Raw genomic sequence first — 20,179 nt, forward strand, 5'->3', positions numbered from 1 at the left:
CGCCTCAGATGGACTTCAGCGTACCCTCGGCGGGTTCGTAGCACTTCCCGCCCATCAACGCGTCCTCGATGGCGTCCTCCACGTCGCCGGGGTCCGCGCCGTACCGGTCCACGACGGCGGCGACGACTTCCTCTCGGTCCGCGCCGTCGCCGTCGTCGAGGTCCGACATCACCTCGACGGCGGCGTCTTCGAGGTCCACGTCTTCGAGGTCGGCCTCTTCCTCGGCCTCGTCGGCGTCCGAATCGGTCTCCGCCGCCTCCGCCTCGTCGGCGTCGGGTTCCGCCGTCTCGACGGACTCGGACTCGTTCGTCGCCTCTTCGGCGTCCACGCCGCCGGACGCCGGGCCGGACTCCGACACCTCGTCGACGTCCGGCACGTCGATGTCGGCCTCGCCGGGCGAATCGACCTCCGCGCCGGTGGAGAACTCCGTGCCGAACTCCTCTTCGACCTGCCGGCGTTCCTCCTCGTCCATCTCGTACATCTCGTCGGTCGTCGCCGAGTCGGCGTCGGTCCCGTTCGACGCCAGTTCGTCGGACTCGCCGGTGGGCGAGGCGTCGTCGCCGAAGTCGCCCAAGTCGTCCGTCGCCTCGGTCTCGGGTTCGGTCTCCGCGGCCGGTTCGTCCGCCCCGAAGTCGCCCAGGTCGTCCGTCGAGTCCGACTCGGAGGGGACCGGTTCGGGGTCGGCCGGCGCGTCGTCGGATTCGAGGACCGACGCCGCGTCGCCGGCGGGTTCCGGCGTCCGTTCGGTGGTGTCCTCAGTCTCGTCGCCGGCATCGCCCGCGTCGGGGACCGGTTCGGGGGTGGACTCGGGGCCGTCGCCCGCCGTCGGGTCCGTGGGGGACACCTCGTCCGCGTCGACGTCACCGGAACGCTCCGCATTCCGGTTTGCGGACGAGACGCTCTGCGTCTCGTCGACGTCGGAGGGTAGCGAATCGGCGTCCGTCGAGTCGGCGGCCGTCTCGTCCGTCTCCGTCCCTTCGTCGGCCGTCCGCACGTCCGCGGCCGACTCGTCGGCCGTCGCCACGTCGTCGGCGGAGACGGCGTCCTCGCCCGCCAGTCCCTCGGTGTCCTCGACGGTGGACTCGACCGTTCCCTCGTCGGGGGTCACGTCGTCGGTCGTCGGATCCGTGGCGGTCACGTCGTCGGCGTCTGGTTCCGGTTCCTCGTCGGAGGCCGCACCCTCGGCGGACGTCGCCTCCTCGTCGGGCGTCGTCGCCTCCGCCGCGGTTTCGACGGGCGAGTACTCGCCGATGTCGATGTCCGGAAGCGGACCCAGCGTGTTCGGCCCGTCGTCGCCGGGCGCGACGTCGAGGGGCCCGACGGAGTCCACGTCGCCCGAGACGAGTTCCAACGCCTCGACCGCGAGGCGTCGGACCGCTTCGAGGTAGTGTTCGGTCGTCCCGTAGTGTTCGATGGCCATCGGGATGCCCGTCGCCAGCGTCGATTCGACGCCGCGGGCTTCGAGGGCGCGGCGCAGGTCGTCGCCGCGTTCGTCCATCTCCAACGCCTCGGCGAACGTCGCCACGCGTTCGAGGGTGGCCTCCGCCGCAGAGACGACCCACCGGTCGCGCGTGTCGGCGTCCACGTCATTGATGCTCTCGGGGCGAACCGAGGTGAACACGCGGTCCGAATCCTCCGGTTCGTACGTCCGCGCCTTCCCCGTCAGGGAGACGAACGCGGGCGGAGAGGCTTGATCGAGGAACGCCATCGCCTCGGGTTGGTACTGCCCGGCGTAGGTGACGAACGCGCCGGAGGGATCCACGACGCGGCCGCGGAGGACCTCCTCGTTGACGTTCTCTATCTCCGTGAGGACGCCGACGGCGAACAGGCGGTTCACCCGCGCGCCGGTCGGCGTCACGACGTAGTTCGGCGCGCGTTCCTCGTCGCCCTCCGAGTAGGAGAACGACGCGTCGTCGAACTCGGCTGCGAACATCCGGTGAGCCACCTCGCGGCGGTTCTCGACGACGCTCATGCGCCCACCTCCTCGCGGAGGGCGGCGGCGCGGTCGGCCGGGTCGTCCTCCGTCTCCTCGAACTCCGTGGCTTCGAGGTTCGCGCCGTAGTCGTCCACCGAGAGGTTGCCGCGGACGCGGAACTCCCGCCCGACGACGGTGTCGCGGATGTCGTCGGCGACGACTTCCTTGTCCATCGCCTCGCGGGCCTGTTCCATCGCCTCCTCCATCGTGCCGCCGTACAGCGTCTCCGTCAGGTCGCGGTCTAAGACGACGGTGACGGTGCCGGTGCCGTCGTCGAGGATGGCCTTCACGCGCATGTCGTCCTCGCCGTCCACGTCGCCGTGGGAGCGACACTGGCCGTTCTGGAGGACGCGCCCGCAGTCGGGGCAGCGTTCGATGAGGCCGGACCCGTCGCGGACTTCCAGCAGGTTGCCGGTCACCTCCACGTCGAACATCCCGCCGGACCCGACGGCCTCGCCGATTCGCATCCGCGGGGCCGACTCGTTGACCTCGACGTCGCGGCCCAACGGCGTGACGGTGGTGAACTCCGAGAGGTTGATCTGGGGGACGCCGCGGAACTCGCGGACGTACACGTCCTCGAACCGCAGGGTCGCGCCATCCCGCAGGTCGGGCCGCGCGCCCCAGTCGGTGAAGGGGAGGCGGCCCGTCTCGTCGGCGACGACGCCCGACCGGATGAGCGTCTCGCCGTCGCGGCCGTCGATGGTCCGTTCCTCGGATTCGAGGACGCGGACTTCGACCGTCCGACCGCGGTCACCCGCGCGGACGTCCACGAGGTCGGTTTCGCCGCCCACCTCGTACGGCGTCTCGACGGGCGTCGTCTCGACGGCGACGGTGGAACTGGAACCGAGGTTGAGTTCCGGTTCGCCGTCCCACTCGCGGACGCCGGCGTTGCCGACGGTGACGGAGTCGCCGGGTTCGAAGCCGAAGTCCTCCCACGCGGTGTAGGATATCTTCCCCGTCTCGTCGGCGAGTTCGCCCTCTCGGATGGTCTGTTCTTCGCCCTGATAGCGAATCGAGCGTCGGCCGACGGTCAACACGCGCACGGTGACGGTGACGTTGCCGTCCTCGGTGGTGATGTCCGCCACGTCCTTCGAGGCGGGCGAACTCCCGCCGCCGTCGCCGCCGCCGTGCTTGCGCCGGACGCTCTGTTTCGCCTCGTCTATCGGGACGCTGTACTCTAACAGGTTCTGTAGGTCGGATTTGACCTCCGCTTTGTCTACGCCGAGGGTGGAGGCGAGTTCCTCGGCATGGTCGTCTACGTCCATCGTATCGAGATTCGCTCTCGTACCGTAAAAAGGGTTTCCGGCGCGGGGGTCCCGCGGCACGAACTGCTAAGTGGCGGGGCCGACACCCGACAACGTATGGCAGCGTCACCAGACGAGGGCGACGAGGACGACGAGGAGTCCGTCACGTTCAGCGTCACCATCGAGGACGGAACGACGGAGATAACGATGCGCGGCGACAGGGACACCGCGGTGGTCGTCCGTTCGGAGTCGGGAGAGCGCATCTACCTACCCCCCGAGGACTTCCGTCGGAACCCGCGGGAGTCCGACGACAGCCCGTACCAGTCGGTGCGTTCGGACAGCCCGTACCAGTCTGCGGAGTCGGACAGTCCCTACCAGTCGGTGAGTTCCGACAGCCCGTACCAGTCGGCGGACTCCGACAGCCCGTACCAACCCGCGCGGCAGAGTCTCCCCAGCGAGGGCCTCGTCCCGACGGCGGACGGCTACCGCATCCGCCACCCCGAACCCGCGACGGACGTTCGCGTCCTGCGGTAGTTCGGCGGCGACGGGTACGAGAGAAGAGACTCTGCGGCCGTTCGCTCAGGCGATTCGCTCGTAGAACTCGATGGTCTGGTCCACCACCTCGTCCCACGTCAGCGGTTCGTACTCCGGCGGCCCCTCCAAGGAGAGGCCGTACTCGATGCCCTCGGCGATGGACTGGGAGTTGGGGTCCACCTCGATGACGCAGTCCTCCGGTAACACCTCCGCGGCACCGCTCTCGGTGGCGACGACGCGCGTGCCCACCGAGAGGGCTTCGACGATGGTGATGCCGAACGGTTCCGAAAGCGAGGGCGAGACGAACAGGTCCGCCGAGGCGTAGTAGTCGCCGAGTTCCTCCTCGGGGACGTAGCCGACCCACTCGATTCGGTCCTCGACGCCCAGCAGTTCCGCGAACCGCTTCAGTTGGTCCGTCAGGTGGCCGGACCCGCCCATCACGAGGGTCACGTCGTCGCGGCGGAGTTTGTCGAGTGCGTAGACGAGATGTGCGATACCCTTCTGGTCGGTGTGTCGCCCGACGAAGAACACCATGTGGCCGTCGATGCCGAGTTCCTCCTTCAGGTCGCGGCCGGTCGTCTCGACGGTGGAGAAGCCGTTGTAGATGACCTCCGGTTTCCGCCCGTACTCCTCGTTCACCTTGTTCGCCAGCAGTTCGCTCACCGCCAGCAAGTGGTCGCAGCGTTCGACGACGCGGCGTTCCGTCTCGACTTCCCGCTTCGGCGGGTCGATGTTCCGATCCGAGGAGAGCGAGTGGAACGTCGTCACCCACTCCACGTCCGCGTCGTCGTTGGACTTCGCGCGCGAACCCGGACCGTAGCCGAACCAGTCGTGCGTGTGGACGATGTCGGCGTCCTCGGCGCGTTCCGCGAAGGTCGAACTGAGCTGACCGATGCGGGTGATGATGTCGCCGTCGCCGGTCGGAACGCCGATGATTCCGTCGCGGTCCTCCGGCGCGTACTCGGCGGGGAGCACCAACTCGATGTCGGTTCCCCTCGCTTGCAGGCCGTCGAACAACTCTCCGACGTGCGTGTCGAGTCCGCCACTCACGTTCGGAGGGAACCCCCATCCGAGCATCAGAATCTTCGGCGACATACGTGCGCCACAATGACACGGTGGCTTATATAATTCGTGACCGTTCGGCGTCTCCGCGACCGAAAGTCGAATACGCCGACCGCACCCACGTTCGCGCATGCACGTCGTCGTCAACGCCGCCGCGAGCGTGGACGGGAAACTCTCGAACAGGCGGCGCGAACAGGTGGAGATAAGCGGCGAGGAGGACTTCGCCCGCGTGGACCGCGTCCGCGCGGAGAACGACGCCGTCCTCGTCGGTATCGGGACCGTCCTCGCGGACGACCCCCACCTCACCGTGGACGGGCAGTCGCTTCGGGCGGCCCGACAGGCCGAGGGCCGCCCGGCGAATCCGGTCCGCGTCGTCGCGGACTCCCGCGGACGGACGCCGACGGACGCTCGCATCCTCGACGAGGCGGCGGAGACGTACGTCCTCGTCTCGGAGGCCGCCCCCGAGAACCGAATCGAGGCGCTCGAATCGGCGGGGGCGACGGTCATCGTCACGGGCGAGGAACGCGTCTCCCTCTCGGAGGCGTTCCGGTCGCTCGAATCCTGCGGCGTCGAGTCGGTGATGGTGGAAGGCGGCGGCGAGGTCATCTTCTCGCTGTTCGAGGAGGGCGCGGCGGACGAACTGCGCGTCTACGTCGGGTCGATGGTCGTCGGCGGGCGCGACGCGCCGACGCTGGCCGACGGTGAGGGGTTCGTCGAGGGGTTTCCGACCCTCTCGCTGCGCGAGGTGGAACGCCTGGACGACGGCGTTCTGCTCTCGTACGACGTGGAGTAGGGGCGACCGAACGGTGAGGCGCGGCGGGGACGCGTCGGTCCCCCGACGGGGGCCTCGACCGAGCGGTCGTGCGGACGCCGAACAGAGACGCTCAATAGTTAAGGCGGTCCCGGCTGTAAGACGTGGTATGAGCACACCGGAATCTACTGGCTCGCCCGTCCACGTCGAGAGCGCGGAACACCTCGACGAACTCGTCTCGGACAACGACGTCGTTCTCGTCGACTACTACGCGGACTGGTGCGGTCCGTGCAAGATGCTCGAACCGACGGTCGAGGAGATAGCCGAGGAGACGGACGCCGCCGTCCTGAAGGTGGACATCGACGAACTGCAGGAACTCGCCCAAGAGCAGGGAATCCGCTCGGTGCCGACGCTCCAGTTCTACCACAACGGCGACCAGGCCAAGCAGGTCATCGGCGTGCAGGACAAAGACGACCTCGTCGAGATAATCGACCAGCTCTCGAACTGAGCGCCTTCTCCCGTCGATTCGTCACCGCCGCCTCGGAGGACCGGCCCTCACAGGCGGCCGACGGTGACGCTGTGGCCGGTCTTCTCGTCGTGCCGGTCCGCCATGTTGCGGGCGTCCTCCGCGTCCACTTCGAGCGACTCTACCCGACAGTCGTGGCAGACGACGTGGTAGTACTGCGCGGTTACGCCTTCGTTCGACCCTTCTTCGGACCGTGATCGACTCCGTGTCATCTCTCGTCGGTCCGAGCGTCCCCGCGAGGGGACATAAGTAAACGTCGCATATACGACCGGTTCGCAGCGCGTACGCGACGGTAGACGCCGCCTACGGTGTCGAGGGAGGCCCGGAGCGGCCGTCCGAGAGGACGCACGACGAGCGACAGATCCCTCTCAGAACGCGTTGGTCCGCACGCGCGCGGGGGTGGTGTCGCGTTCGTCCACGTAGACGAACACGTCCGTATCGGGGGCAGAGTTCACCTCGAACGCCTCCACGCGCCCCGAGAACAGGTACCGGTCGCCGAGGACGTGCAACCCGCCGGCGTCCTCGGGCCGCGCGCCGGTTTCGTCGGCGGCCGTCAGCGTCCCGTCGGAGTTCCTCGTCACCGCGTCGTCGGCGTCGGCCGAGAACGTGCCGGCGTCGGTATCGAGTGCGGGGTCGGCCTCGTGAAATCGACACGAGTAGGTAGTCGGCCCGTTCGCCGTCACCATGAGCGAGAACGGTCCGTCCCACCCGGACGCGGGTTCGGCGGTGGTGACCTCCGCGCCGCCGACGCGACGCTCGTTCACGTACACGTTGACGTCGTAGTCGCCCTGCGGACGGATGTCCAACGCCACCGGAATCTGCGCCCGGAAGCGGTCGCCGTAGTAGGCAGTACCGCCCGCCGACTCTTCGCGCGGTCCGGTCACCTCGTCGCGTATCTCGGCGACGTCCTCCCGTTCCACCGGTCGAATCTCGTCGTCGTCGTCGGCCGCGAACGCGCCGCCCTCCGTGTCAGGTTCGAGTTCGCCGTCGACGGTGACGGAGTACTCGGCCGGACCGTTCGCCGCGATCATCAGCGTGTGCATCGGCGACTGCGCCGTTCGCCGGGTCGCCCCGACGACGCCTCCACTCGCCACCGCCCCGCCGCCGACGGCGACGGTTCGGAGGACGGTACGCCGCGTCACCCCTCCTGCGTTCCCGGCCGCCGTTCCGTGTCCAGCGTTATCATCTATCATGCCTGAAGTGATACGCGGAATACATAAATAACTAGTTCCACACGCGGCGGACGGACGCGCAACTCGGCGAGTTATCGAACCGACGCCTCAAAGTGGCAGACGCGGTACGTTTCTATCGAAGCGCGAGAGGGTCGGCGAGTCCGACGGTTCCTCGGGTCAGAACGGCGCGTCGGAGCGACTTCGCTCGAAGGGGTCGCTCTCGGCGTCGGCCTCGTAGTCGAACGGGTCGCCGGTGGAGGCGTGGACTTCCGACACCTCCTCGAACTCGGCGACCATCCGCGACTTCAGCGCTTGGATGGTCATCGGCGAGATGCCGCACCCCGAACACGCGCCGGTGAGCGAAATCCACACCTCGCCGGCGTCCTCGTCGATGGCCTCGATGCCGGCGTCCCCGCCGTGCATCTGAATCTGGGGGAAGTTCCGCCGCATGAACCGTTCGATGCGCTCTTCGAGGTCATTTTCGGGGGCGTCGGACGGCGATTCGGTACTCATAGCGGTGGGGAGGGCGTCGGGCGATATAGCGTTTCCCTCCCCGGCCGTCGCGGACGTCGCCGCCGCCCTGCGGTCGAATCGGGGAGGGCTTTTTAATTCGGGAGGAGTATCTATCCGTATGATATCACTCGACGAGGCGGTCACCGCCCGACTCGAATCTCACGGCGAACGGTTCGAGGTACTCATCGACCCCGACGCGGCCCTCGACATCAAACGCGGCGAGTTCGAGGGGGAGTTAGAGGACGTCATCGCCGCCGAGGACGTGTTCGAGGACGCGTCCCGCGGCGACAGGCCCGCCGAGAACGACTTGGAGGAGGTGTTCGGGACGACCGACCCCATGGAGATCATCCCGGAGGTCGTCAAGCGCGGCGAGATACAGATCACCGCCGAGCAACGCCGCGAGATGCAGGAGCAAAAGCGGAAGCAACTCATCAACCGCATCACGCGGAACGCGGTCAACCCGCAGATGGACAACGCGCCCCACCCGCCGGAACGCATCGAACGCGCCTTAGAGGAGGCCGGATTCAAGGTCGATCCGATGGAGAAGGTCGAATCGCAGGTGGACGACGCCCTCGACGCCCTGCGGCCGGTCATCCCCATCCGGTTCGACGAGGTGACCATCGCCGTCCAGATTCCCCCGGAGTACGCCGGAAAGACGCAGGCGAAGGTCCGCGAGTACGGCTCCTTGGACCGCGAGGAGTGGCAGAACGACGGGTCGTGGGTCGGCGTCGTCACGTTCCCCGCCGGGATGCAGAACGACTTCTTCGACATGGTCAACGACATGACCTCCGGCGAGGCGGAGACGCGAATCGTCAAGGACAAAGACGACCTGAAGACGCGGTAGTCGAAACACGTCGGACGCGGGCGGCCCGCTTCCGTGTTCGTCGTCGCGCCGACGTGCCGGTTCGAACCGAGAGCGCATCGGGTAACCGGGGCGCAGCGCGGACTATCCCTTCTTGAAGCCGACGAGGAAGCCGCCGGTGAACCCCGCCGAGATGGACAGCGTAGAGAGGAGACTGGAGAGCCAATCCGGGGGCGTCCCCGCCGCGGCGTCCTGCGTCTTCGAGACCAGTCCCGCCGAGAGGCGTTCCCAGTCCACGGTGAGGATCCCCCGCGATTCGAGGAACTTGAACACGGCGAGTTCGACGCCGACGATGACGGCGACCAACTTCGCTATCTTCTTCGCCGCGAAGCCGATGACGCCGCCGATGACGGCACCGCTTCCGAAGTCGATGCCGAGAGCGGTCGGGTCGAGCGACAGTTGCAACGGGTCGGACATAGGGCACTCTCGCGCGTCTCAGTATAAGTCGTTTGTGGGAACGTGACCGTTCGGAATCCCAATCTGTCAGACGAGCGACCGACGGGCGGGAACATACAAGGCGATCGATGCCCAATTCGAGCCCATGGTTAGCGTATGCCACGGTGCGTCCTCAACGGAGGTGCCGAGGTAACATCTCGTCTCTCCGTTCGCTCGACGGTGCCCGAGGAGGGTTCAAGTGCGTCGATACCCAACGTTCGAACCGAACCGTGCATGCAAGATTACCGACCACGGTCGGGTCCCGGACGGCCGGCCGGGTGGTCAGATGAGTCACGGAACGAGAGCCGTCGTCGCAAAGCGGGTGGACTCCGGGACGGCCGACTTGACCGAGATTACCGACCTCGCGCGCGCCGCCGGGTACGACGTGGTCGGCGAACTCACGCAGAGTCGGGAGGAGGACGCCGCGTTCCACTTCGGCGAGGGCAAAGTCGAGGAGTTGGCGACGCTCATGGCCGAGACGGACGCCGCGGCGGTCATCGTCGATAACCGACTCGGCCCGTACCAGACGTTCAACATCGGGGCGAAACTCCCCGAGGGGACGGAAGTCGTCGACCGCTTCACGCTCATCCTGGAGATATTCGGCCAGCGAGCGAACACGCGCAAGGCACAGTTGCAGGTCGAACTCGCGGAACTCCGGTACGAACTGCCGCGCGCGGAGGCGAAGGCGTCGCTGGCGAAACGCGACGAACGGCCGGGGTTCATGGGTCTCGGCGAGTACGACCAGTCGCGCGAACAGGACATCAAAGCGCAGATTTCCCGCATCAAGCGCGAACTCGACTCCATCGCCGACAAGGAGGAGACCCGCAGGGAGCAACGCCGCGAGTCCGGGTTCGACCTCGTGGCCCTCGCGGGGTACACGAACGCCGGGAAGTCCACGCTGATGCAACGACTCGCCGAGGACCTCGAAGTCGGGCAGAACGACGAGTTGCACCCCGACTTGGAGACGACCGCCGAGTCCGAGGACCGCCTGTTCACGACGCTCGGGACGACGACGCGCCGCGCGGACACGGGGACGCGGAACGTCCTCCTGACCGACACGGTCGGGTTCATCTCGGACCTCCCGCACTGGTTGGTCGAGTCGTTCAAGTCCACGCTCGACTCCGTCTACCGCGCGGACCTCGTCCTCCTCGTCGTGGACGCCTCCGAACCGGTCGAGGAGATGCGCGAGAAACTCGTCACCTGCCACGACACGCTGTACGAGCGAAACGAAGCGCCCATCGTGACGGTGCTGAACAAGTGCGACAAGCTCGACGAGGGCGAACTCGAAGAGAAGACGAACGCGCTCAGCGCACTCGCGCCGAACCCGGTGGTCGTCTCCGGTCTCACCGGCGAGAACGTCGAGGAACTCTGCGACCGAATCGAACACGAACTGCCGCCGTGGGAAGAGGAGCGTCTGCTCCTCCCGATGAACGACGACGCGATGAGCCTCGTCTCGTGGGTCCACGACCACGGCCACGTCGAAGCGGAGGAGTACGAGGGCCAGCAGGTGTTCCTGGAGTTCAAGGCCCAACCGGCCATCGTGGAGAAAGCCCGGTCGAAGGCGGCGAACCTCCGGCGCGGCGCGGAGACCGACGGCGTCGTCGATTCGCCGTAGTCGAACCCGGGGGATTCGGGCGCGCTACTCCGGCGTCCGCTTCTCCTTCGAGACGACGCGCACGTCGTCGATTCTCGTGTCCGGATACTGGCCGTCGTCGTCTTTCTCCGCCGCCTTCACCATGTCCCAGACGACGTTCAGACCGGTGGTGACGCCTTCGAGCGCCTCCATCTCGCACCCGGTCTTGCCCGTCGTCTCGACGGCGACGGAGAGAGTCACCTCCGCCTCCCCCACGTCGAACTCCGTCTCGACGTTCGTGATGGGTATCTGGTGGCACATGGGAATCGTCTCCCACGTGTGTTTGACCGCCTGAATCGCGCCGATTCGGGCCGTCGCCAGCACGTCGCCCTTCCCGATTTCGTCGTCGCGGACGGCTTCGACGGTTGATTCGGTGAGGCGGACGGTGCCGCGGGCGACGGCGCGCCGCTGCGAGTCCGGTTTCTCCCCCACGTCCACCATCTGGACGTTCCCCGCCTCGTCGACGTGCGTCAGGTCGTCGCCCTCCGCGTCGCTCTCGTCCTCGTCGGGCATCGCGTCGACCCTCTCCTCGTCGCTCACCGCTCGTCACCCCAGAGCGCTCGCGGGATGGCGTCCAGGAGGTCCGACGCGAGGAGGCCGTCGCCGCGTTCCGCGTCGAGGCGTTCGCCCGCGAGGCCGTTGACGAACGGGCCGGCGCACGCCGCGTCGAACGAGTCCTGCGTGCCGAGGAGGCCCGCTATCACCCCCGCGAGGGTGTCGCCAGTGCCGCCCACGGCCATCGCGGGCGTGCCCGCGCGGACGATTCGCGTTCGCTCGCCGTCCGTGACCACGTCCTCCGCCGCCTTCGCCACGACGACGTGGCCGATGTCGGCCGCGAACGAGGCGATGTCGTCGCGGGCGTCGCGCAACGGCCCCTCGACGTCGGGGCCGCCCATCTTGGCCAGTTCCTTTCGGTTCGGCGTGCAGACGAGGGTGGCGTCGGTGTCCACCTCCGACACGACGGGGAGGGCGTCGGCGTCCACCACCGCCTCGCCCTCGAACGCGTCGAGGAACCGCCGCGCGGCCTCCAACGTCTCGTCGTCGTCGCCGAGGCCCGGACCGATGACCACCACGTCGTCGTAGTCGTGGGCCGTCTGCACGAGGCCGTCCACTTGGTCGGGGGTGAGGTGGTCGCCCGCGTAGTCCTGCACGATGAGGTCCTCCGCGTAGCCCTGTATCTGCCCGGCTACCTTCTCCGGCGCGGCGACGAACGAGAGGGAGGCCCCCGCGCGGAGGGCGGCCTGCCCGGCGAGGGCGGGCGCGCCCGTGTACGGGCCGCCGCCGATGACGAACACGCGCGAGTCGCCGCCGCGGACGCCCCGACGGACGGAGCGCAGGTCGCCCGGCCCGACGAACAGTTCCGCGGCCGCCGGGATGCCGATGTCTGCGACGGTCACCTCCGCGTCGAGTTCCGTCAGGCCGGGCTTCTCGTCGTGGAAGGTGACGACGTGGTCCGCGGAGACGGCCGAGTCGGCCCGTTCGCCGGTGTCGGCGTCGAGGCCCGAGGGCACGTCCACCGAGACGACGGTCGCGTCGAGGGCGTCGATGGCCTCGGCGGCCGTCGCCTCCGGTTCCCGGAGTTCGCCGGTGACGCCCGTGCCGAGCATGGCGTCTACGACCACGTCCGGGTCGCCGAGTTCGAGCGATTTCGAGTCGGTCACCGTCCGCGCGTCGTACTCCGCGGCGACGAGTGCCTCCCAGTTCTTGCGGGCGATGTCCGTCGAAATCGTTTCGGGGCGGCCGAGGAGGTGGACGGTCGGGTCGTACTCGTCCAGAAACCGGGCCGCGACGAACGCGTCGCCGCCGTTGTTGCCGCGCCCCGCGACGATAGCCACCGAGGAGTCGGGGTCCGCGACGCGGCGCACCGCCCGCGCGACGGCGTTTCCGCTCGACTCCATGAGCTGTTTCCGCGGGACGCCGAGGGCGTCGGCGTTCTCGTCCACCGCGGCCATTCGCTCGCTCGATATCATGCTCGACCGTTCGGTCGGCGGCGTGGTAAAAGGGGGTGTCGCGCGGAGCGCGGGTCCGGCGGCGTCGCGGCGCGGTCCCGCAGTCCGAGCTCCCTGACGTCCGCGTCGAGCGTCGGATGGCCGCCACACCTAACCGCGCGTCGCCCGTCGATTCGACCATGTCCGACGAAACCGAGGCGGACGTCACCGACCGCGACCCGGACGTCGAAGACGAGGAGGGCCACGGCGTGTCGGTCGAAGGCGGCGGCGACGCCGGAGCGTCGTCCCCGGAGGAGTCCGACGAGGTGGACGCCGAGAGGGAGGAGGAGGAGGAACCGGACGAGGAAGACGAGATGCGCGAACGGGAGGCCGAAGACCAGGAGAACGTCGACAACCACCGCGACGAGGAGCCGTTCCAGTCGTAATCGGCTCGACCGCCGCCGCGGACTCTTCTTTCGACCGCTCACCGACCGACCGGCGGGTGGCGGTTCGCCTCGTAAACCGCGACGGCGACGACCGCCAGCACCGCCAGCGTCCCCGCGAAGAACTCGATGCCGGGGACGGCTCCGCCGCGGAGCCAGATGAGCGCGTCCTCTGCGAGGAGGACGACGAACAGGACGGCGAGCAGTACCGCGCCGTGCTTGCCGAGGCGTACGTCTCTCATGCGTGAGCGTACGGTGCGGGGCGTATTCGGTCGTTCGTCGGTTCGACGCTCGCTCCCGCCGCTTCCGCTTTCGCAACATTACTCACGGGGTCGGACGAATCGCGGGCCGTGACGCGACGACTGTTCGGGACGCTCTGCGGGCTGGTCTTTCTCGTCAACCTCGGCCGAACCGCGTTCGCGCCGCTCGTCGAGACGTTCCAGTCGGAGTTCGGCGTCGGCCCCGCGACGGTCGGCGTCGTGACGACGCTCGTCTGGGTCGGCACGGCGTTGCCGCGCATCCCGGTGGGCTACCTGCTGACGCGCGTCCCGCGCCACCGCGTCGTCCTCGCCACCGGCGCTCTCCTCGCCGCCGCCGCGGCGTTCGCGGCGTCCGCGACGTCGATCCTGATGCTCCAAGTCGGCGCGTTCGCCATCGGCATCGCCTCCGGGGCGTACTTCGTCGCCGCCGTCCCCCTCGTGGGCGAACTCTACCCGGACGCCGTCGGGCGGACGCTCGGCATCCACGGCACCGCCTCGCAACTCGCCGCCGTCGCCGCCGCGCCGATGGCCGTCCTCTTTCTCGCCACCGCGTCGTGGCGGGCGACGTTCTGGGTCCTCGCCGCGGGGGCCGCGGTGGTGACGCTCCTCGTCTACGCGACGGTTCGGCAGATGGACGGCACGCCCGGAGCCGGCGCGGACCGTAACTTCGCGGGCGCGCTTCGCCACTGGCGACTCATCCTCACCGGGATGCTCATCGTCGCCACCGCCGGGTTCGTCTGGCAGGGTCTCTTCAACTTCTACGTCTCCTACCTCGTCCAGGCGAAGTCGTTCACGCAGAACGCCGCGAGCACGATGCTCACCGTCGTCTTCGCCGCGGGCGTCCCGGCGTTCTGGATCTCGGGGAGCCTCGCGGACCGCCTCCCGCGCATCCCGTACCTCATCGCGATACTGGCCGCCTACGTCGCTTCGCTGTTCGCGCTGACCGCCGTGCGCGGGTTCGTGCCGGTGCTCCTCGTCACCGCCATCCTCGGCTACACAATCCACAGCCTCTTTCCGGCGCTGGACGCGTGGCTCCTCGGCACGCTCCCCGAGGATGTCCGCGGGAGCGCCTACGCGGTGTTCAGCGGCGCGTCGCTCCTTCTGGAGGCCAACGGGAGCGGAGCCGTCGGCTTCCTCACGGGGGCGGGGTACGGGTTCGACGAGGTGTTCCGCGCGTTCGCCGGCTTCCTCGTCGTCGTCGTCGCCCTCCTGACGGTGCTGTATCTCTCCGGACGACTCCCCGGCGCGGGCGACGCGCCGGCGTAGAAAGGGTCCGTGACCGGACAAGTGGCGAGTGATCGGGACGGTCACGAGAGGCGTAACCGACGTACTGCGCCGCCTCCGTCACCGTTCACCTCCGAAATGCTTACAATGAAGAGATATGAATCGGACGACATGTCGACTCTCCTTCCGTCGGATATCGACGTCTCGAAAGCGGACGAGGACCTCCGCGTGCTCTGGCTCGACGACGACGAGGCGGAGCGGCTCATCTGTTCTCTCTCCTCCGAGACGGCCCGTTCGACGCTCTCCGCTCTCCAGCGGGACCCGGCGACGGCGTCCGAACTCGCCGACGCTGTGGACACCTCCGTCCAGAACGTCCGCCACCACCTCGGCAACCTCCGGGACGCGGACCTCGTCCACGTCGCGGACACGTGCTACTCGGTGAAGGGCCGCGAGATGAAGGTGTACGCGCCGACGGACGACGCGTTCGTCGTCTGCGTCGGCGGGACGGACGACAGATCGACGCTCCTCGACCGAATCGACCGGTTCGTCGAAGCCCTCGGGTTCCTCCCGTCCGCCGGATCCGATTCCGACTCCCCCGCCGACGCTCCGCGCGAGGAGTGACCGGTCGCCCCGCCGAACGTTGAAGTGGGGAGACGGGGCCAGTCACCGACACCGATATGACCACGGGGGCGCGAGGGGCGAACGTGAGTTGGCAGGCGGTCTTCGGCCATCAGGAAGCGTACGAAGAGCAAGCCGACGGCATCGAGGCCGCCGCCGAGGCGGCGGACGACGACGGTTTTCTCGTCGTCGAGGGCGCGTGCGGAACGGGGAAGACGATGCTCGCGTTGACGGCGGGCATCGACCGGGTGCGGGACCCCGACTCGAAGTACGAACGCGTCCTCGTCCTGACGAGCGTCAAACAGCAACTGCGCCAGTTCGAGGCCGACCTACGGACGATAAACGAGAACCTGCCCGACGACTGGCGACCCGTCTCCGGCCTCACGATGGTCGGGAAGGCGGACGTCTGCCCCTACAGCAGGGAGAACGTCGCCGGCATCGACGACCAGACCGTCTACGACCGCTGTGAGGGCCTGCGCGAACGGACGCGGAACCTCGTCGGCGACGTCGCCGGGGGAACCCCGGCGGGCCGCCGGACGTCGTCCGGCGATGGGGGAGTCACCTCCACCTCCGCCCTCGTCCGCGAGGCGGGGGCGGCCCAGACGGGGCTACTGGACTCCGGGAGCGACGGCGGACCGACGTATCTGGAGACGGCGGGCGAACCGACGCCGTACCTCCCCGAGACGGGCGAGTACGACGGAACCGAGTTCTGCCCGTTCTACGCGACGTTCTTGGACGACCTGCCGGAGGACGGCGACCCGATAGAGGCGGTGCCGTTCGACGTGACCGAACTCGGCTTGGTGGACACGGAGGAACTCGTCCGCCTCGCCGCCGGGTACGGCACCTGCCCCCACTCCGCGATGGGGGCGGTCCTCCCGCACGTCGAAGTCGTCGTCGGCAACTACTACCACGCGTTCGACCCCACGACCGTCGGGTCGTTCACGGGCGCGTTGGTGGACGATTCGACGTTCGTCGTCTGCGACGAGGCGCACATGCTCGAACCGCGCGTGCGCGAACTCGTCAGCGACGGCGTGGGCGACGCTACCCTTCGCGACGCCGAGAACGAACTGACGCGCGTCGTACAACCGCTGACGTTCGACGACGACGGGAAGGGCGTCGAGGACGCCGACCTCGTCCGCGGCGAACTCGAAGACGCGGACGTGACCCTCCGCGAGTTGGAGGAGGCGCGCGACTTCCTGCGGGACCTGCGCGAGGAGCTCGACCGGCGGGTGACAGCCCACCTCGACCGGACGACGCCCGACTGGCGCGCGGACCTCACCCGACTGGACGACGACGAGATTCCGCTCAGAGACCCCGAGACGCCCGAGGTGGACGAGATAACCGAGTGGGCCGAGGAGGCGGGCTACGACGAGGGGACGTGGATCCGCGCGGAGTCGGTCGGCGCGGTGGTCGCCCGAATCCTGAACGAAGTCGAGGAGGAGGACAGGCGGCGCGCGTCGCTTCCGGTCGGGCGAACCCTCGCCAACTGGGCGCGGCAGGACCACGAGACGTACTTCCGGGAGATAACGCTCGACCGGACGTGGGACGAGACGGCGCGGCCGGACTCGTGGCGACGCGCGTACAACGCCCACCTGGCGCTTCACAACTGCGTCCCCGGCGACGCCATCGCCGAACGACTCGGCGAGTTCGGCGGCGGCGTGTTGATGTCCGCGACGCTGGCTCCCTTGGACGTGTTCAGGGAGGTGACCGGACTGAACGCCCTCGAATCGTCGGGTCGGCCGGTCGTCGAACGGACGTACGGGCTCTCGTTCCCGGCGGAGAACCGCGCGTCGTTCGCCGTGGACGCGCCGAAGTTCACCTACGAGAACCGCGGCCCGCCGGGCGAGGACAACGAGACGCGGCGGGCGTACGTGGACGCCGTCGAAGACGTGGCCCAGTCGCCCGGAAACGTCCTCGTCGGGATGCCGAGTTATGCCGAGGCGGAGTGGATGGCCGGGGCGTTGGAGTCGCGCCTCGACAAGCCCGTCCTCCTGGACGAAGCGAGCGACGACGGCGCGACGGAGCGGTTGAAGGCGGACTTCTTCGGCGGCGACGAGAAGGTGCTGGTGACGAGTCTCCGCGGAACGCTCACCGAGGGCGTCGATTACCGCGGCGACCGCCTCTCGGCGGCCGTCGTCTGCGGCGTCCCCATCATCAACACGTCGAGTCCGCGGACGCGCGCGCTGAAGACGGCGTACGACCGGAAGTTCGGCGACGGCTTCGAAGCCGCCCTGACCGTCCCGGCGGTCAGGAAGGCGCGGCAGGCCATCGGGCGCGTCATCCGCGGGGCGGACGAGGTCGGCATCCGCGCGTTCGTGGACGCGCGGTACGCCCGGGAGTCGTGGAACGGCGTCCGCGAGTACTTCCCGCCGGGGGAACGCGAGGAGTTCCAACCGGTCAGCCCCGACATGCTCGGGTTCGGCGTCGAACGGTTCTGGTCGTCCGTCGAGTGAGTCGCCCCTACTCGTCGGTCGGTTCGTCCGACTCCGACCTCGACTCGCCGTAGGCCGCCCGACACTCGTCGGAACAGAAGTGCCGGTGTCGCGCCTCGCCGTCTTCGACCCGCGTGACGACCCGGTGCGTCGGCGACTGCAGTATCTTCTCGCCGCAGTTGGCGCACTCCTGCGCGGTACTCTCGTCTGCGTCTTCGCCGATGTCCGAGGTAGGGTCCACCATCGCTCTCGGGAGTTCGCTCGGGGACGCTTCACTCCGTCTCAGGCGGCGGTACTTGCCTCTCGTCCGGCGGAGAACCGCGAACGGTCTGGGCCCGAACGGCCTCGGGGCGGCGGTTGGGGGCGTTCCGGACCGGTCCGGTCGTCTCGATAACCGTGATGGTGTCTATAGAGTTGACTTAGCAGAGGTTATGTACTCTCCGCGGCGGACGTACGAACGAGGACCCCCGTGATGTCCGACTCATCCGCAGATTCAACGTGGACGCCCGAACCGCGGTCGACCGACGAAGCCGTCGGCGACCGAGCAATCGACGGGCGAGATTTCGCCCTCCACAGCGTCGTCGTCCGGTACGACGGCCGCCCGGACCGATGCACGCTGTACCCCCGGCGGGAGAGTTGTCGAGACCGGATGCAGTCGTGGTTGACCGCGAATCAGGACGCGTTCGTCGGCCTCGAAGAGTACCGCTGAGGCGTCGGTTCGCGGCGTTCGTTCTTCCTCGGTCCGTCAGGACTCCGTCCACTCCGCGTCCGAGAGCGTCCGCTGGACGGCCTCCTCGCCGACGGCGGCCGCCAGCGCCTCGAACCCCATCCGCTCCGACCGGTCGCGCGCGTTGGCGACGAGGCGGGAGACGATGAACTCCGGCGTGGACTTGCCGACGGTGCCGAACCGCGGTTGGTAGTCCACGCGGAGCGCCAACTCCTCGGTCAACCCCTCGGCGAAGATGCCGTCGATGCGGGCCTCCGGCGGGAGCGGGTCTAAGTCGTCGGCGAGGTGGGTGACGTAGACGCCGAGCGCGTCCTGTTGGACGGTGAGGTCCACCAACCCGTTGAGCAGGTCGGCGGCCCGCCCCGGTTCGGTGATGGCCTCGAACTCGTCCACCAGCATGAGCGTGCGGTCCTCCGAGGAGAGGGGCGGGACGATGGACTTCAGCGTCGATTCGAGCACGCCCGCGTTGAAACTGGCGTGGCGGCGGTGGAACACCACGCTGTCGAACGAGCCGACTTCGGCGCGGTCCGCCGGGACGGGCATCCCCATCATCGCGAGCAGCGTGACCTGACAGAGCGTCTCTAAGAGCGTCGTCTTCCCGCCGCTGTTCGCCCCGGTGAGGACGGTCACCCGGTCGCCCGACGGCGGGCGGGGGGCGTCGTCCTCGTCGGCGTCCGCCCCCTCGGGGCCGAGTCCGTGCGTCCCGACGCCGTACGTGACCGACTGCACGTCGCCGGAGAGGGCGAGGTTGCGCGCCCCGGAGACGGCGAGGCCGTCCTCGACGAGTCGCGGGCGGTTCAGGTCGTGTTCGACGGCGAACCGGCCCAAGGAGAGCTCGAAGGCGATGTCAGAGACGGCTTCGACCGCCGCGTCCACGTCCTCGCGGGCCGACTCCACGTCCTCCTGCAGGTCGGCGGCGACGTCGGCCTCCCGTTCCGCCACCTCGGCCTGCAGTTCCTCCACGAGCGTTCGCAGCGATGTGCTGGCGAAGTCCGCCTCGTCGTAGGCGTCCCCGGCGGCGGCGGACTCGATTCGCCCGCGGCGGAGGTCCGTCTCCCGCGCGACGTACTCGACGAACGCCGACCGGAACTCGTCGAGGCTCTGGACGCCGCGGGAGCGGACGGATTCGAGCACGTCCAATGCGCCGCTCTCCAAGGACTCGACGGATTCCAGCGTCTCGCGCAGTCTGTCGAGTTCCTCGTCTGCCCCCTCGGCGACGGTGCCGTCCTCGTTCACGTAGCCGAGTGCGCCCGCGGCGTCCCGAAGCGCCTCGTCGTCCACGCCGTCGAGGGTGTCGAACGTCCGCCCGCGGAGCCCCGCCTCGCGGAGCGTGAGCGCGGTTTCGACGGCGGCGCGGTCGGTTCCCCCCGCCTCGTCGTACTCCGCGAAGGCGTCGAGGACGGCGTCGCGGGCGTCGTCGTCGAGCGACGCCCACGCGTCGCGGGCGGCGAGGACCCCGTCGAGTCGGTCCTCGCGCGCGTCGGCGTCCTCCAACGGCGTCGTGACGCGGATGCGGTCCGCCGCGTGTTCGGTGATGGCGTACTGACTCGCCAGCGTCAACAGGTCGTCGTAGACGTTTCGCGCGTCGCGCGTTCCCAGCGCGTCCATCCCCGCCGCGCCGTTGGCCCGCCGCAGGATGCGGACGGCCCGCCCGCGCGGGACGCCCGCCTCCGAGAGCGCGCGGATGTCGGCCTGCTCTATCGCTTCGACGGCACGTTCGACGCCCAGCGTCTCCGCGAGGCGTTCGCTCGTCTTCGGACCGACCCCCCAGTAGTCCTCAAGTCGCATACCGAGAACTACTCGGGCCGGGTCTTGTAGGTTGCCCGTCCGCGGCGGAACT

22 protein-coding genes are annotated in these 20,179 nt (G+C 68.7%); 10 read left to right on the forward strand and 12 right to left on the reverse strand.

Annotation, left to right across the window (positions count from 1 at the left end):
* Positions 1-4: 4 nt before the first annotated feature.
* Together ACZ522_RS18175 and ACZ522_RS18180 are read right to left on the reverse strand one after the other, a co-directional pair.
* On the reverse strand, positions 5-1,972 hold the full coding sequence (locus ACZ522_RS18175; RefSeq protein ID WP_379696332.1) for a rpa-associated protein: 1,968 nt from the start codon (positions 1,970-1,972) through the stop codon (positions 5-7).
* Complete coding sequence (locus ACZ522_RS18180) at positions 1,969-3,240, reverse strand: Single-stranded DNA binding protein (RefSeq protein ID WP_379696329.1); 1,272 nt, start codon at positions 3,238-3,240, stop codon at positions 1,969-1,971. The genes ACZ522_RS18175 and ACZ522_RS18180 overlap by 4 nt, the downstream gene beginning before the upstream one ends.
* 96 nt (positions 3,241-3,336) lie before the next feature.
* Here ACZ522_RS18180 and ACZ522_RS18185 point away from each other — a divergent pair, with 96 nt between their 5' ends.
* Complete coding sequence (locus tag ACZ522_RS18185) at positions 3,337-3,753, forward strand: DUF7510 family protein (protein ID WP_379696326.1); 417 nt, start codon at positions 3,337-3,339, stop codon at positions 3,751-3,753.
* A gap of 45 nt (positions 3,754-3,798) precedes the next feature.
* Here the strand turns inward: ACZ522_RS18185 and ACZ522_RS18190 are convergent, their stop codons facing one another.
* Entirely contained in the window at positions 3,799-4,830 is a 1,032-nt protein-coding gene (locus ACZ522_RS18190; RefSeq protein WP_379699849.1) for a glycosyltransferase family 4 protein, read from the reverse strand.
* Positions 4,831-4,945: 115 nt separating this feature from the next.
* Here ACZ522_RS18190 and ACZ522_RS18195 point away from each other — a divergent pair, with 115 nt between their 5' ends.
* Positions 4,946-5,608, forward strand: a complete 663-nt coding sequence (locus ACZ522_RS18195; RefSeq protein WP_379696323.1) for a 2,5-diamino-6-(ribosylamino)-4(3H)-pyrimidinone 5'-phosphate reductase — start codon at positions 4,946-4,948, stop codon at positions 5,606-5,608.
* Between the two features lie 127 nt (positions 5,609-5,735).
* On the forward strand, positions 5,736-6,074 hold the full coding sequence (gene trxA, locus ACZ522_RS18200) for a thioredoxin (RefSeq protein ID WP_379696321.1): 339 nt from the start codon (positions 5,736-5,738) through the stop codon (positions 6,072-6,074).
* 47 nt (positions 6,075-6,121) lie between these two features.
* On the opposite strand, the gene ACZ522_RS18205 is transcribed toward trxA, so the two are convergent.
* From ACZ522_RS18205 to ACZ522_RS18215, 3 genes are all read right to left on the reverse strand, one after another.
* Positions 6,122-6,304, reverse strand: a complete 183-nt coding sequence (locus ACZ522_RS18205; protein ID WP_379696318.1) for a hypothetical protein — start codon at positions 6,302-6,304, stop codon at positions 6,122-6,124.
* 156 nt (positions 6,305-6,460) lie between these two features.
* Positions 6,461-7,285, reverse strand: a complete 825-nt coding sequence (locus ACZ522_RS18210; protein WP_379696315.1) for a hypothetical protein — start codon at positions 7,283-7,285, stop codon at positions 6,461-6,463.
* 156 nt (positions 7,286-7,441) lie between these two features.
* Positions 7,442-7,777, reverse strand: coding sequence for a NifU family protein (locus ACZ522_RS18215; RefSeq protein WP_379696312.1), 336 nt, complete (start codon positions 7,775-7,777; stop codon positions 7,442-7,444).
* 118 nt (positions 7,778-7,895) lie between these two features.
* Between ACZ522_RS18215 and ACZ522_RS18220 the strand changes: the two genes are divergently transcribed.
* Positions 7,896-8,621, forward strand: a complete 726-nt coding sequence (locus tag ACZ522_RS18220) for a ribosome assembly factor SBDS (RefSeq protein ID WP_379696309.1) — start codon at positions 7,896-7,898, stop codon at positions 8,619-8,621.
* Positions 8,622-8,723: 102 nt separating this feature from the next.
* Here the strand turns inward: ACZ522_RS18220 and ACZ522_RS18225 are convergent, their stop codons facing one another.
* The gene (locus ACZ522_RS18225) at positions 8,724-9,056 is read right to left on the reverse strand and encodes an FUN14 domain-containing protein (protein ID WP_379696306.1); all 333 of its coding nucleotides are present in this window, start codon (positions 9,054-9,056) and stop codon (positions 8,724-8,726) included.
* 304 nt (positions 9,057-9,360) lie between these two features.
* On the opposite strand from ACZ522_RS18225, the gene hflX reads away from it, so the two are divergent.
* Positions 9,361-10,689 (forward strand): GTPase HflX, encoded by a 1,329-nt coding sequence (hflX, locus tag ACZ522_RS18230; RefSeq protein WP_379696303.1) that lies wholly within the window; start codon positions 9,361-9,363, stop codon positions 10,687-10,689.
* Between the two features lie 24 nt (positions 10,690-10,713).
* Here the strand turns inward: hflX and moaC are convergent, their stop codons facing one another.
* Complete coding sequence (moaC, locus tag ACZ522_RS18235) at positions 10,714-11,220, reverse strand: cyclic pyranopterin monophosphate synthase MoaC (protein ID WP_379699846.1); 507 nt, start codon at positions 11,218-11,220, stop codon at positions 10,714-10,716.
* A gap of 23 nt (positions 11,221-11,243) precedes the next feature.
* A complete protein-coding gene (locus ACZ522_RS18240) occupies positions 11,244-12,677 on the reverse strand; it encodes an NAD(P)H-hydrate dehydratase (protein WP_379696301.1) in 1,434 nt (477 codons plus the stop codon).
* Positions 12,678-12,835: 158 nt separating this feature from the next.
* Here ACZ522_RS18240 and ACZ522_RS18245 point away from each other — a divergent pair, with 158 nt between their 5' ends.
* A complete protein-coding gene (locus ACZ522_RS18245) occupies positions 12,836-13,081 on the forward strand; it encodes a hypothetical protein (RefSeq protein WP_379696298.1) in 246 nt (81 codons plus the stop codon).
* Positions 13,082-13,119: 38 nt separating this feature from the next.
* Here ACZ522_RS18245 and ACZ522_RS18250 read toward each other — a convergent pair whose 3' ends face one another.
* Positions 13,120-13,320, reverse strand: coding sequence for a hypothetical protein (locus tag ACZ522_RS18250; RefSeq protein ID WP_379696296.1), 201 nt, complete (start codon positions 13,318-13,320; stop codon positions 13,120-13,122).
* A gap of 108 nt (positions 13,321-13,428) precedes the next feature.
* Here ACZ522_RS18250 and ACZ522_RS18255 point away from each other — a divergent pair, with 108 nt between their 5' ends.
* The 3 genes from ACZ522_RS18255 (at position 13,429) to ACZ522_RS18265 (ending at position 17,633) form a co-directional block, all read left to right on the forward strand.
* On the forward strand, positions 13,429-14,604 hold the full coding sequence (locus tag ACZ522_RS18255) for an MFS transporter (protein WP_379696293.1): 1,176 nt from the start codon (positions 13,429-13,431) through the stop codon (positions 14,602-14,604).
* A gap of 129 nt (positions 14,605-14,733) precedes the next feature.
* Entirely contained in the window at positions 14,734-15,183 is a 450-nt protein-coding gene (locus tag ACZ522_RS18260; protein ID WP_379696290.1) for an ArsR/SmtB family transcription factor, read from the forward strand.
* A 56-nt stretch (positions 15,184-15,239) separates the two neighbouring features.
* Positions 15,240-17,633, forward strand: a complete 2,394-nt coding sequence (locus ACZ522_RS18265; protein ID WP_379696286.1) for an ATP-dependent DNA helicase — start codon at positions 15,240-15,242, stop codon at positions 17,631-17,633.
* 7 nt (positions 17,634-17,640) lie between these two features.
* Here the strand turns inward: ACZ522_RS18265 and ACZ522_RS18270 are convergent, their stop codons facing one another.
* Positions 17,641-17,856 carry a DUF7576 family protein gene (locus tag ACZ522_RS18270; RefSeq protein ID WP_379696283.1) on the reverse strand — a complete coding sequence of 72 codons (216 nt, stop codon included), beginning with the start codon at positions 17,854-17,856 and terminating at the stop codon, positions 17,641-17,643.
* 228 nt (positions 17,857-18,084) lie between these two features.
* Between ACZ522_RS18270 and ACZ522_RS18275 the strand changes: the two genes are divergently transcribed.
* On the forward strand, positions 18,085-18,321 hold the full coding sequence (locus ACZ522_RS18275) for a DUF7511 domain-containing protein (protein ID WP_379696282.1): 237 nt from the start codon (positions 18,085-18,087) through the stop codon (positions 18,319-18,321).
* Positions 18,322-18,357: 36 nt separating this feature from the next.
* Here ACZ522_RS18275 and ACZ522_RS18280 read toward each other — a convergent pair whose 3' ends face one another.
* Positions 18,358-20,127 (reverse strand): MutS-related protein, encoded by a 1,770-nt coding sequence (locus ACZ522_RS18280; protein WP_379696279.1) that lies wholly within the window; start codon positions 20,125-20,127, stop codon positions 18,358-18,360.
* Positions 20,128-20,179: the final 52 nt, after the last annotated feature.

The organism is Halopelagius fulvigenes (assembly GCF_055398025.1).